Raw genomic sequence first — 13,028 nt, forward strand, 5'->3', positions numbered from 1 at the left:
AAAATATAAAGGTTATCTCTCACCATCTATCCTGTTAGTTTTTCATCCTGCATTTAGGTCTTCAAGTAAGCCAAAGGGGTTTGATTCGCATGAAACTTCAAACATTAATTCAATATCTTCACAGATATGAAGTATCCTCTAAGGATAACCCTGAGATATCTTCCATTGTCATGGATTCCCGTAAGGTCAATGAAGGGAGTTTATTTTTTTGTATCAAAGGGTACACGGTAGATGGACATCAATTCGCACAAGATGCAGTGAATAAAGGGGCTGTCGCAATCATATCTGAAAAGCCATTGGATGTTGCTGTCCCGGTCATCGTGGTTCCAGATACAATGAGGGCAATGGCTATCTTGGCGGATGTATACTTCCAACAGCCTACACACAAACTTCATTTAATAGGTGTAACCGGTACAAATGGAAAAACAACTACCACACACATTATTGAATCCATTTTTCAACATCACCAGCGAAAGACTGGAATGATCGGTACTATTTATATGAAAATAGGAAACAAGACATACCCTGTAAAAAACACCACTCCAGATGCCTTAACTTTACAAGAATCCTTTCACCAAATGGTGGAGAAAAACGTTGACACTGTAGTGATGGAGGTTTCCTCTCATGCTCTCCATATGGGAAGGGTGCATGGTTGTGACTTTGATGTGGCAGTGTTTACCAATCTAACGCAAGATCATCTAGATTATCATAAAACGATGGAAGAATATCAGTATGCTAAGTCTTTGTTATTCTCTTCATTAGGAAACTCCTATAATCTCACTAAACCTAAATATGCGGTTTTGAATGCAGATGACCCAACGAGTGATGTATATAAAAGAGCAACGGCTGCTCAAGTCATAACCTATGGGATAAATGAATCCAGTGACATCAGGGCAATGAATGTGAAGATATCCGCGAAGGGCACTTCGTTCGACCTATTTTACGATAATAAAACCGTTCCTATCCATTTGAAATTGGTCGGAAAGTTCAGTGTGTACAATGTTCTCGCTGCCATAAGCGCCAGTTATGTATCCAATATCCCCATGGAATCTATCATTCCAGTAGTTGAAAACATGACAGGGGTGCCGGGACGTTTTGAAGCGGTAGAAGCTGGGCAGGATTTTACGGTGATTGTCGATTATGCTCATACTCCAGACAGCCTGGAAAATGTGTTGAAGACAACCAAACAACTTTCTGAAAAAAATATATATTGTATTGTTGGCTGTGGAGGAGACAGAGATCGTTCAAAGCGTCCGTTGATGGCTGAAGTTGCAGTGAATTATTCTAGTAAAGCTATTTTCACATCGGATAATCCACGCTCAGAAAGTCCACTGCAAATCTTCAAAGATATGGAAGCTGGTGTGAAGGACCGGCAATACGAAATAGTAGAAGACAGGCGATCAGCGATTTTCAAAGCAATAGCTCAAGCAAAATCAGGTGATGTGGTGCTGATTGCAGGCAAAGGTCATGAAACTTATCAAGTTATAGGTGATAAAGTGCTTGAATTTGATGATAGAAAAATTGCTTTAGAAGCCATACAGTCAAAGCAAAGTTCATAGACTGTTAAGGTGTGTAAGATTGTATGTAACAATTAGACCATTGCCTAAGCCTCACAATCTCCCAGAATTTGAACAGGGGATAATAAAAAAGTGTTGTTTTATCAAGAAATATTAAAAAGATGAAAAAAAGTATTTTCATATGCCCCAAAAACCGATAAAATTTACTTTTGGTATAACATCTAACTTTGTGGATTTTCCTAGCTGTGGATTGGAGCACAGGGCGAAGAAGGCCACTGAAAAACTGATATGTAATGTATATGGTAATTTCTAGCTGTGGATTGGAGCAAAAGGCGAAGACTACTGAGGGAGATAGCGCTAGGTGGAGACCCCGCAGGCGAAGCCGAAGGAGGCTCACGTCAGCCCCTAGGAAAGCGAAGCCATTTGCGGAAATCCACAGCGGTGGTAAACCAAAAGAAATCTAAACGAAAAAACGGGTATTATCTGCCGGTTATCATAGGTGGATGATACCTCTAATCATGAGATTCAAGAAAGGAGGGAATAACGATGGAACAACAGGTTATTTTATTTGCTATCGTTATGTCTTTTTTAATTACCGTTTTAGTATCACCAATATTTATTCCCTTCCTGCGCAGACTGAAATTCGGTCAAAGTATCAGAGAAGAAGGGCCACAATCCCACCAAAAGAAAACAGGTACCCCAACTATGGGCGGAATAATGATACTCCTGGCTGTTGCGGTAACTACTCTAGTCATCACAGGACAATTTGCGGAAGCTTCCGTTGAAACTTATTTACTGCTTTTTGTGATGGTAGGTTACGGACTATTAGGATTTCTTGATGACTTTATCAAAGTTGTCCTAAAAAGAAACCTAGGATTGACGTCCTTGCAGAAGTTAATTGGACAGATTGTAATTGCAGTAATATTCTATTTTGTATTTGTTCAGTTTGAATTTTCCACTGCAGTTAGTATTCCAGGAACAAGTATCTCCATTGAGTTAGGATTCTTTTATGTTCTATTCCTAATTTTTTGGCTAGTTGGATTTTCCAACGCCGTCAACCTCACAGATGGACTTGATGGTCTTGTATCCGGAACAGCTGCTGTGGCATTTGGAGCCTTTGCCATACTAGCATGGTACCAGTCACAATTTGAAGTTTCTATTTTCAGTGTTGCCGTTGTTGGTGCGTTACTTGGCTTCTTAGTATTTAACGCTCATCCTGCTAAAGTCTTTATGGGAGACACAGGTTCCTTGGCGCTAGGTGGTGCTATTGCAACTGTAGCTGTACTGTTGAAATTAGAAATTCTTCTTATTATTATCGGTGGAGTTTTCGTAATGGAAACACTTTCCGTTATCATCCAGGTCATCTCTTTCAAAGCGACAGGTAGAAGGGTCTTCAAAATGAGTCCTCTTCATCATCATTATGAGCTTGTTGGTTGGTCAGAATGGCGAGTGGTTGTTACGTTCTGGACAGTTGGATTGTTGTGTGCGTTGCTTGGAATTTATTTAGAGGTGTGGATCTAATATGAAGAAAATCAGCCATTATGAAGGAAAAAGGATTCTTGTCCTAGGTTTAGCAAAGAGTGGAACTGCCACTGCAGAACTTTTACATAAGTTAGGCGCAAAGGTGATTGTCAATGACAGAAGTCCTTTAGAGGGAAACGAGCAAGCTGAGTATCTGCTTTCTAAAGGAATGGAAGTTGTATGCGGGGGACATCCGACAAGTATCTTTGATCAGAAAATTGATGTTGTTTTCAAAAATCCGGGCATTCCTTATCATAATCCTTTAGTACAACTTGCTGGTGATAAAGGAATTCCTGTTCTTACTGAAGTAGAACTTGCTTATCAAATCAGTGAAGCACCAATTATCGGAATCACAGGATCCAATGGGAAAACCACTACCACTACATTAATTGATGAAATGTTGTCTGCGGATAATAAATCACCGTTAATAGCCGGTAATATTGGGAATGTATCGGTAGAAGTGGCTCAGCAAGCTACTGATAAAGATATTATGGTTACCGAATTATCATCGTTTCAATTGATGGGCACGGAGTTATTCCGACCAAAGATCTCTGTCTTTTTGAATCTTTTTGAAGCTCACCTTGATTATCATGGGACGTTGGATGAGTATGGAAAAGCAAAAGCAAAAATCTTCTCCAACCAAACAGAAAAAGATTATGCGGTTATCAATGCTGATGATGCACAAGTTATGAAACTTGCTGAAGGAATTCAGCCGACCATCGTTCCATTCTCCACTAGTGGGGTAGTGGATGGCGCTTATTTGAAAGATGATTCTGTATGCTTCAAAGAGGAGAAGGTTATTGATATAGACCAAATCGTGTTGCCTGGAAAACATAATTTGGAGAACATCCTCGCAGCTGTGGCAGCTGTTAAACTTCTTGGAGTCAGTGATGAAGCAATTATAAAGGTGCTTACAAGTTTTTCAGGTGTAAAACATCGTTTGCAGTTCATTGGTGAACTTAAAGGGCGACGTTTCTATAATGATTCAAAAGCTACCAACATATTAGCTACTCAAAAAGCTCTCTCGGCATTTGATAACAATGTAGTACTGCTCGCAGGAGGGTTGGATCGAGGGAATGAGTTTGATGATTTGCTGCCGTACTTAAGCACTGTCAAAATGCTAGTGACTTTTGGTGAAACAGCCGAGAAGTTGACACGCACAGCTCATGAAGCAGGAATAAAACAAATAAAACATGTCGATAATGTGGAAAAAGCCGTACCGGTGGCATACGAAATGTCTGAGAGCGGAGATGTCATTTTATTGTCCCCTGCTTGTGCAAGCTGGGATCAATATAAAACATTTGAGCAACGTGGAGACATTTTTATAGACGCCGTGCATAAGCTTAAATAAGGGCTTGGCCACATGTTTAAGAGGCTTTGTTCTGATAGCTTCCCAACTAAAGGATGGGAAGCATACGGACAAAGCCTTTTTCTGGCTATTGGCATGAACGTATCATTAACGTTAAGCCACCATCTGCCCTAATTTTTGTAGTAGAGGTGTTTCACGTTGGCAAACAAGCGATCAACTCCGGACATAATATTGATTCTAACCACACTGACACTGCTTGCGGTAGGTCTTGTCATGGTTTACAGTGCGAGTGCGGTATGGGCTGATTACAAGTTTCAGGATACATTCTTCTTCGCCAAAAGACAGCTATTATTTGCTGGATTGGGTGTAGTAGCGATGTTTTTCATTATGAATGTCGATTACTGGACTTGGAGAACTTGGGCGAAATTAATTATTCTGGTATGTTTTTTCCTGCTTGTCATCGTTTTGATTCCAGGTGTGGGGATGGAACGGAATGGATCACGAAGCTGGATCGGAGTAGGTGCATTCTCTGTTCAACCATCTGAGTTTATGAAAATAGCCATGATTGCTTTTCTAGCAAAATATTTAAGTGAAAATCAAAAGAAAATTACTTCCTTTAAAAAGGGGCTTGTTCCAAGTCTCTCTCTCGTATTTTTGGCTTTTGGAATGATTATGCTCCAGCCCGACCTAGGAACAGGAACTGTAATGGTTGGTACTTGTATTGTCATGATCTATGTAGCAGGTGCAAGAATCAGTCATTTTGTTGGGTTAGGCTTAGTAGGGGTAGCAGGATTTGTTGTTCTGATTCTTTCGGCACCTTATCGGATAAAACGTATCACTTCCTTCTTGAACCCTTGGGAAGATCCGTTAGGAAGCGGCTTCCAAATTATCCAATCCTTATATGCGATAGGGCCAGGCGGGCTGCTTGGACTAGGGCTTGGACAAAGCAGGCAGAAGTTCTTTTATCTACCTGAACCACAGACAGACTTCATTTTTGCTATATTGGCAGAGGAACTAGGGTTTATCGGAGGCACACTTGTCGTTCTTCTATTTGCTTTGCTTTTATGGAGAGGAATAAGGATTGCACTAGGTGCACCAGATTTATATGGAAGCTTCTTAGCGGTAGGAATCATAGCCATGATCGCAATTCAAGTCATCATTAATGTTGGAGTTGTAACAGGACTAATGCCAGTAACCGGAATTACACTCCCATTCCTAAGCTATGGGGGCTCCTCCTTGACCCTAATGCTAGTAGCAGTAGGAATCCTCCTAAACATAAGCAGATACGCAAAATACTAATTTAAAAGCCGAAACCAGCCTCCTGGTTTCGGCTTTATTGTTACATATCCGGACATAATATGACAAAAAATAAAAATTTGATTACAATAACTAATATTCGTTGCACATCTTTAACAAGGGATATACTATTAAAGTATTGTGCTAACAAGATTTGCACAACTACATTTCATAACAATTACCTACTTCAAAGAAAATATGTAAATGACAAATAACAGGTTTAATATTTAGGAACTTTAGGGTATGTAATCATAGTCCATTTTTAAATAAATTACATAATTGTCATGAAACAAACTTCAAGCCTTCAATGTGATGGGCCAGTGTACCGATATAAATTAACATGCATAGTATATTAATAATTATTTTTGAGCCTACATCACGCTTTGAATGAAGGATTATCTTTCTACTATTAAAGGTTATGAAAAATGTTATATGAACGTGGATTTAGGAGGATTTTATATGGATGCGTTAGTAAAGGAACTTCAAGAGAAAGAAGTGGGCAAGGTACTCCCTAATGAACCACTTGCAAATCATACGACCATGAAAATTGGCGGACCTGCAGATGTACTAGTGGAGCCAAAAAGTTTGGAAAAACTTCAAGTAACAATGGAAACGATTAATAAATACCAGGTCAAATGGACGGCAATCGGCCGTGGATCCAATTTATTGGTATCAGACCTTGGTATTGAAGGGGTCGTAATAAAGCTTGGAAATGGCATGGATCACTTTGAATTGAAAGATAATGAAGTGCATGTCGGAGGAGGGTACTCTTTAATCAAACTAGTTACCATCATCAGTAAAAAAGGGTTATCAGGCCTCGAGTTTGCTGGAGGCATCCCAGGGTCAGTAGGCGGCGCAGTGTATATGAATGCTGGTGCACACGGCTCTGACATGTCTAAAGTATTAAAGAAAGCTCATATCTTGTTTGAAGATGGAAAGATGGAGTGGCTGACTGCTGATGAATTAAATTTTTCCTATCGGACATCGATTCTTCAAAAAGAGCGTCCAGGAATTTGTTTGGAAGCTGTGTTAAATGTGGAACAGGGAAATCGGGAAGAAGTAGTTGCTCAACTTCAAAAAAATAAAGATTATCGTCGTGATACCCAACCATTTTCCTATCCATGTGCCGGTAGTATTTTCAGAAATCCACTTCCCGAATATGCTGGTCAGCTGATTGAAAAAGCCGGGCTGAAAGGTCACAAAATTGGCGGTGCCAAAGTTTCTGATATGCATGCAAACTTTATCGTAAACGACGATGGCGCAAAAGCTCAGGATGTATTGGACCTGATTGCATACATCAAGAAAACAATACTTGAGAAATACAATGTCCAATTAGAAACGGAAGTTGAAATTATAGGAAGAAAATAGTAGTTTTTTTCCGTTTTTTCACCCCACATATGATATAATTATGCTAGAAAATTATTGTATAAAACATGCGTAGCTTCATGGCGCGCGGTGGGGTGAAATAGTCTTTAATGGAAAAAGGGAAAGTAGTGACGCTAGAAGACCGTGTACCTAAAATCAAACAACAGAGAAAGCAAAAGGCTAACAGAAGATTAATTATATATCTTTCTTTATTCTTTATTTTGTTGTTTTTGATCATTTACTCGCAATCTCCACTTAGTAAGGTTTCTGGCATAACTGTAAGCGGTAATTTACATGTCACAGATAAGGAAGTCATAACATTAAGTGGTGTGACAGAAGAGACAAGCATCTGGCGTGTAAACGAAGAGAAAGTAGCGGAACTGATTCAGCAACACAAGGAAATTGCCTCGTCGGAAGTTCAGAGGATCTTCCCTAACCGTGTTGAGATTGTTGTCGAAGAATTTAAGCGGATTGCATATATATATGAAAGTGGAAATTACTACCCTGTCATGGAAAACGGCAAAATGCTCTCTGTTCTTGATGAAGAGGATTCTTTGCCTGATGATGCGCCACTCATGCTTAATTGGAAAAACAGTGAAATGGTGGAGAACTTTATTGTTGAATTGATAAAATTACCTGAATCCATCATTTACTCCATTTCTGAAATACATCATACTCCAACCGATATCGACCCTTATCATATAACCATGTTCATGAATGACGGTTATGAAGTTAGTGCGACGATTAGAGATTTCTCGGAGAAGATGGCCGCCTATCCTTCCATTGTAGAACAGTTGGATCCAGAAGTTAAAGGTGTCATCAATTTGGAAGTGGGTACATTCTTCAAGCCGTACGAAACTGGTGGAGAGAAAGAGGAAGAAACAGATGAAAGTGACGGGTAAACATGTTGTCTTGTCCTTTGTTTGTCTAGTCCTTGGCTTTATCGTCTCTTACTCGTTTCAACTAACAAACGAGGAAGAAGTCGTAGGTACTGACAGACAATGGCAACGTGATAGAGCAATTAGAGAAACATTAATAAGGACAGAAGAACGAAATCTTGAATTACAAAAAGAGCTACAAGAAAAACAAGAGGCAATTCAAACCATAGAAGAAGAGCTTGCAGAAGGCGAACAGCTTTTATTCAATCTAGTGGAAGATGTTGAAAAGCTTCGTATGTTCAATGGTAATGTCAAAGTCCAAGGAGAAGGCGTAGAAGTAACATTGGCCGACGCTTCTTATGTTCCTTCCGAGGAGAATATCAATAATTATATTGTCCACGAAAGTCATGTGTTCAAGGTAATGAATGAGCTGTTTATATCAGGTGCTGCAGGGATAGCCATAAACGGACAAAGAATTACTAAAGACTCCTATATTATTTGCAATGGTCCTGTTATAACCATTGATGGAAATCAATATCCTGCGCCATTCGTCATAACTGCCATTGGAGATTCCGATGTGCTCATTCCGGCACTCAGTATCCTTGGCGGGGTGAAAGATCAATTGGTTGCTGATAATATTACAGTGAAGATGCAAAAAAAAGATCAAGTAGTTCTTGACCCTGTTATTCGATAAGGCTGAATGCATGCTTTGTGGTGAGGTAAGGTGTTCAAGATGGACAAGCGTAAATTTAGTTTTACCATTATTACTATTATTGTTGGATTGATGATTGCCATTCAATTTCAAACCGTAAAGCAGCCAATTATTCGTGATACTCGTGATACATGGCAACTTAGGAGCGATTTGAATCGTGAGCAAGAAATACAATCACAGATTATTCAAGAAATTAGAAAGTATGACAAAATACTTCAAGACTATTCCAAAGAACGTGATGAGTCTAAAGAGACTATCGTTCGGGAAACGTTAGAAGAACTAAAAGTCGAAGCAGGGTTAACAGAAATGAAGGGACCGGGCATAAAGATGACTGTCAAACCTTTGTTTGATGAAGATGTCCTAGGAAACATACAGGAAAACATATCTGCAGATCTCCTCAGAAGGTTTGTTAATGAATTGAATTCCTATGGTGTAGAAGAAATAAGTATTGCCAATCAACGAATTATTAGCAATACGATTATAAGAGAAATAAATGGTAGGACGAAAGTGAACAATGCTTGGATTCCAAATGCAAACTTTGAAATCATCGTTATCATCAGTGACCCAACAAAACTTTATAATCGTTTGCAAGTATCAAGGGCAATGGATGAATTCGCGATAGAAAACCTACTGCTTGAAGTTTCAACACCCATTAACGAAGTAACCGTTCCGCCTTATGACGAGCAGATACGCGTAAAGCATATGGAACCGGTGAAAACCGGGAAGGAGGGGAACTGATTATGTGGCTCCCTCTTCTGGGCTTGATCGTAGGAATTGTTTTGGGCCTATATTCAGAGATACGTGTACCTGATGAATATTCTAATTATTTATCAATTGCGGTTCTTGCTGCACTGGATACATTGTTCGGTGGAATTCGTGCTCATTTACAAAATAATTATGATGATAAAGTATTTGTATCCGGTTTTTTCTTTAATATCCTACTAGCTGCAAGTTTAGCTTTTCTAGGCGTACATCTTGGTGTAGACTTATATTTAGCCGCAGTATTTGCTTTTGGAGTAAGGCTATTTCAGAACATTGCAGTCATAAGAAGAATATTATTGTCAAAATGGACGCTTTCTAAAGAAAAAAACGAAAAAAAATGATTTTAAAAAAGGGAAAACATCATATTTGTGGAATACTTTCTAATATAATATGTTTTTCAGGTGTTGTTCTTAAATATTTGGTTTTTTTAGGAGTAGAAGGAGGTGCCATAGAATGAACAGCAATGAAATATACGTCAGTTTGGACATCGGTACATCCAGTGTTAAAGTAATCATTGGGGAAATGGTGAATGATACTTTAAATATTATTGGAGTCGGTAATGTAAAATCAACAGGTTTAAGAAAAGGATCTATAGTAGACATAGATGAAACTGTTCATTCCATTAATAAGGCAATCGAACAGGCTGAGAGAATGGTAGGGATGCCAATTAATAGAGTGGTCGTTGGCGTCACCGGAAACCATGTACAACTTCAGGATTGCCATGGAGTGGTAGCAGTTTCTAGTGAAAACAGGGAGATAGGGGACGAGGACATCGCAAGGGTGATTGACGCGGCGCAAGTCTTTTCCATCCCTCCTGAGAGAGAGATTATTGATTGTATCCCAAAACAATTCATTGTTGACGGATTGGATGAGATTAATGATCCACGAGGAATGCTTGGTGTTCGACTTGAAATGGAAGGTACCATCATCACTGGATCAAAAACAGTCTTACATAACTTACTGCGTTGTGTAGAGAAAGCTGGATTGGAAATAACGGATATCTGCTTGCAGCCACTTGCATCTGGATCTATCGCATTGTCAAAGGATGAGCGAAATCTTGGTGTGGCGCTTGTAGACATTGGTGGAGGTTCAACTACCATTGCCGTTTATGAAGATGGATTCCTTAAGGCGACAAGTGTTTTACCAGTTGGCGGGGAGTACATCACGAAAGACATTTCCATAGGTTTACGTACTTCCACTGAAGACGCAGAAAAAATCAAACAAAAACATGGACATGCTTTTTACGACCATGCATCCGATGAAGAAGTATTTAGTGTACCTATTATCGGAAGCGATCAACACCAACAATTCAGCCAACTCGAAATCTCTGATATTATAGAAGCAAGAATGGAAGAGATTTTTGAGCTAGTGCAACATGAGATTAAAAGATTAGGTGTCCGGGAGATTCCTGGCGGATACGTATTAACTGGTGGTGTAGTAGCCATGCCAGGAGTTCTGGAATTGGCACAATTAATTCTTAACAATAATGTAAGGAAAGCCGTTCCGGATTATATAGGCGTAAGAGAGCCTCAATATACTACAGGAGTAGGGCTTATCCAATTTGCTTACAAAAATGCAAAACTGCAAGGAAGAAAAATTGAAACTACATCAGCACCTAGTGAATACCCGGAAAAACGTAGTGGAAAACAAACTCAACAAAAAGTAAAGCAGGCAAAGCAACCAGTAAACGAAGAAGAAAAAGTAGGCAACAAAGTAAAAAAATTCTTCGGACTATTCTTTGAATAAGGTCTAAAGTCAAAGAAATGTAGCTAGGATAACATAGCTGTTGATTGGAGCACAGGGCGAAGACACCTGAGGGAGATAGCGCTAGGTGGAGACCCCGCAGGTTGGCCGAGGAAGCTCTCGTCAGCCCCCAAGCGAAGCCCAGTGCGGAAATAACAGCGGTGTTTGTAAACTTACTAGCTTTAGCTTGCAAGTACTTTCGAGAAATAGGAGGAACAGTCATGTTAGATTTTGATAACAGTATCGATCAATTAGCTACCATAAAAGTAATCGGAGTTGGTGGAGGCGGTAACAACGCTGTAAACCGTATGATAGAGCATGGTGTTCAAGGAGTAGAGTTCATCGCGGTCAACACAGATGCTCAAGCTCTTAACCTATCAAAAGCAGAAGTGAAAATGCAAATCGGTGGCAAACTTACTCGTGGTCTTGGAGCAGGTGCAAATCCAGAAGTAGGGAAAAAAGCTGCTGAAGAGAGTAAAGAACAATTAGAAGAAGTTCTTAAAGGTGCCGACATGGTATTTGTCACAGCTGGTATGGGCGGAGGTACCGGTACCGGTGCAGCTCCAGTAATCGCACAGATTGCACGTGATCTTGGTGCATTGACTGTCGGTGTTGTAACAAGACCGTTTACTTTCGAAGGTCGTAAGCGTGCTACTCAAGCAGCTGGCGGTATCGCTTCCATGAAAGAAGGAGTAGATACGTTAATCGTCATTCCAAACGACCGTCTACTTGAAATCGTGGACAAAAATACACCAATGCTTGAAGCGTTCCGTGAAGCAGATAACGTACTTCGTCAAGGTGTACAAGGTATCTCTGACTTGATCGCTACTCCAGGACTAATCAACCTAGACTTTGCCGATGTGAAAACAATCATGTCAAACAAAGGTTCTGCATTGATGGGTATTGGTGTTGCAACAGGTGAAAATCGTGCAGCCGAAGCAGCGAAAAAAGCTGTATCTTCTCCACTACTTGAAACTTCTATCGACGGAGCTCAAGGTGTATTAATGAACATTACAGGTGGCACTAACTTAAGCTTGTATGAAGTACAGGAAGCTGCAGACATCGTGGCATCCGCTTCTGATCAAGAAGTGAACATGATATTTGGTTCTGTTATCAATGAAAATCTTAAAGACGAAATCGTTGTAACGGTTATCGCTACAGGTTTCAGCGAAGCAGAAATTAACCATACAAAACAAGGTGCACGTCCAGTGTTCGGAGCGCAAAAAGCTCCAGCGCAGAAGCCACAACAACCGCAACGTGAAGTAAGACGTGAAGAGCCGGTTCATCAACAACAAGAACAACAAGAACCACGTCGCCAACAGCAATCTCAGCAACAAGAAGAAACGTTGGATATCCCAACATTCCTACGTAACAGAAACCGCCGCCGCTAATTTCCATTAGCTGCAGGCTTAAACCAAAAGCACCAAACCATTTTTGAGGATGGTTTGGTGCTTTTTTTTTGTTTAAGGAAATGTTGGCATAGTTGTCTAGGTAATTCTTGAACGTCGGGATGAAGACGTGTGGGAGTAGGTAAAAGGAGAAGGGAGGTCCTCATGGTTATCATGAAGACTTCAGTAAGGAGGAAAAAGGAGCCGAGAAGTCTTCATCGCCGCAATGAAGACCTGCGTGACGAGGAAAAAGGAGAAGGGAGGTCCTCATGGTCATCCTGAAGACTCCAGTAAGGAGGAAAAAGGAGCCGAGAAGTCTTCATCGCCGCAATGAAGACCTGCGTGAGGAGGAAAAAGGAAAAGGGAGGTCCTCATGGTCATCATGAAGACTTCAGTAAGGAGGAAAAAGGAAAAGAGAAGTCTTCATCACCGCTATGAAGACCTGCGTGACGAGGAAAAAGGAGAAGGGAGGTCCTCATGGTCATCATGAAGACTTCAGTAAGCAGGAAAAAGGAGACGAGAAGTCTTCATCGCCGC

The 13,028-nt window shown here is 40.2% G+C and carries 11 protein-coding genes; all 11 read left to right on the forward strand.

Annotated elements, in window-relative coordinates; genetic code table 11:
• Positions 1–89 precede the first annotated feature (89 nt).
• A complete protein-coding gene (locus HC179_RS09145; RefSeq protein WP_168864049.1) occupies positions 90–1,559 on the forward strand; it encodes a UDP-N-acetylmuramoyl-L-alanyl-D-glutamate--2,6-diaminopimelate ligase in 1,470 nt (489 codons plus the stop codon).
• A 504-nt stretch (positions 1,560–2,063) separates the two neighbouring features.
• Positions 2,064–3,038, forward strand: coding sequence for a phospho-N-acetylmuramoyl-pentapeptide-transferase (gene mraY / locus HC179_RS09150; RefSeq protein WP_168864050.1), 975 nt, complete (start codon positions 2,064–2,066; stop codon positions 3,036–3,038).
• Position 3,039: 1 nt separating this feature from the next.
• Positions 3,040–4,389 carry a UDP-N-acetylmuramoyl-L-alanine--D-glutamate ligase gene (gene murD / locus HC179_RS09155; RefSeq protein ID WP_168864051.1) on the forward strand — a complete coding sequence of 450 codons (1,350 nt, stop codon included), beginning with the start codon at positions 3,040–3,042 and terminating at the stop codon, positions 4,387–4,389.
• Between the two features lie 156 nt (positions 4,390–4,545).
• Positions 4,546–5,646: a stage V sporulation protein E gene (gene spoVE / locus HC179_RS09160; RefSeq protein ID WP_168864052.1), complete on the forward strand. Its 1,101-nt coding sequence runs from the start codon at positions 4,546–4,548 to the stop codon at positions 5,644–5,646.
• Between the two features lie 456 nt (positions 5,647–6,102).
• Positions 6,103–7,011, forward strand: a complete 909-nt coding sequence (gene murB, locus HC179_RS09165; RefSeq protein WP_168864053.1) for a UDP-N-acetylmuramate dehydrogenase — start codon at positions 6,103–6,105, stop codon at positions 7,009–7,011.
• A gap of 107 nt (positions 7,012–7,118) precedes the next feature.
• Entirely contained in the window at positions 7,119–7,910 is a 792-nt protein-coding gene (locus HC179_RS09170) for a cell division protein FtsQ/DivIB (RefSeq protein WP_168864054.1), read from the forward strand.
• Entirely contained in the window at positions 7,894–8,580 is a 687-nt protein-coding gene (locus HC179_RS09175; protein ID WP_168864055.1) for a DUF881 domain-containing protein, read from the forward strand. Before HC179_RS09170 ends, HC179_RS09175 begins: the two co-directional genes overlap by 17 nt.
• 39 nt (positions 8,581–8,619) lie before the next feature.
• Positions 8,620–9,336, forward strand: a complete 717-nt coding sequence (locus tag HC179_RS09180; protein ID WP_168864056.1) for a DUF881 domain-containing protein — start codon at positions 8,620–8,622, stop codon at positions 9,334–9,336.
• Positions 9,337–9,338: 2 nt separating this feature from the next.
• Positions 9,339–9,701: a small basic family protein gene (locus HC179_RS09185; RefSeq protein WP_060665813.1), complete on the forward strand. Its 363-nt coding sequence runs from the start codon at positions 9,339–9,341 to the stop codon at positions 9,699–9,701.
• A 112-nt stretch (positions 9,702–9,813) separates the two neighbouring features.
• Entirely contained in the window at positions 9,814–11,106 is a 1,293-nt protein-coding gene (gene ftsA / locus HC179_RS09190) for a cell division protein FtsA (RefSeq protein ID WP_168864057.1), read from the forward strand.
• Positions 11,107–11,324: 218 nt separating this feature from the next.
• Positions 11,325–12,494: a cell division protein FtsZ gene (gene ftsZ / locus HC179_RS09195; RefSeq protein ID WP_060665815.1), complete on the forward strand. Its 1,170-nt coding sequence runs from the start codon at positions 11,325–11,327 to the stop codon at positions 12,492–12,494.
• Positions 12,495–13,028 lie beyond the last annotated feature (534 nt).

This window comes from Bacillus sp. RO1, from assembly GCF_012524115.1.
In the GTDB taxonomy this organism is placed as follows: Bacteria; Bacillota; Bacilli; order Bacillales; family Bacillaceae_I; genus Sutcliffiella_A.

What these genes read in the sequence shown, in the direction of transcription:
- HC179_RS09145 (WP_168864049.1), top strand. Translation starts at nt 90, where the DNA reads ATGAAACTTCAAACATTAATTCAATATCTTCACAGATATGAAGTATCC.
- mraY (WP_168864050.1), top strand. Translation starts at nt 2,064, where the DNA reads ATGGAACAACAGGTTATTTTATTTGCTATCGTTATGTCTTTTTTAATT.
- murD (WP_168864051.1), top strand. Translation starts at nt 3,040, where the DNA reads ATGAAGAAAATCAGCCATTATGAAGGAAAAAGGATTCTTGTCCTAGGT.
- murB (WP_168864053.1), top strand. Translation starts at nt 6,103, where the DNA reads ATGGATGCGTTAGTAAAGGAACTTCAAGAGAAAGAAGTGGGCAAGGTA.
- HC179_RS09170 (WP_168864054.1), top strand. Translation starts at nt 7,119, where the DNA reads ATGGAAAAAGGGAAAGTAGTGACGCTAGAAGACCGTGTACCTAAAATC.
- HC179_RS09175 (WP_168864055.1), top strand. Translation starts at nt 7,894, where the DNA reads ATGAAAGTGACGGGTAAACATGTTGTCTTGTCCTTTGTTTGTCTAGTC.
- HC179_RS09180 (WP_168864056.1), top strand. Translation starts at nt 8,620, where the DNA reads ATGGACAAGCGTAAATTTAGTTTTACCATTATTACTATTATTGTTGGA.
- HC179_RS09185 (WP_060665813.1), top strand. Translation starts at nt 9,339, where the DNA reads ATGTGGCTCCCTCTTCTGGGCTTGATCGTAGGAATTGTTTTGGGCCTA.
- ftsA (WP_168864057.1), top strand. Translation starts at nt 9,814, where the DNA reads ATGAACAGCAATGAAATATACGTCAGTTTGGACATCGGTACATCCAGT.
- ftsZ (WP_060665815.1), top strand. Translation starts at nt 11,325, where the DNA reads ATGTTAGATTTTGATAACAGTATCGATCAATTAGCTACCATAAAAGTA.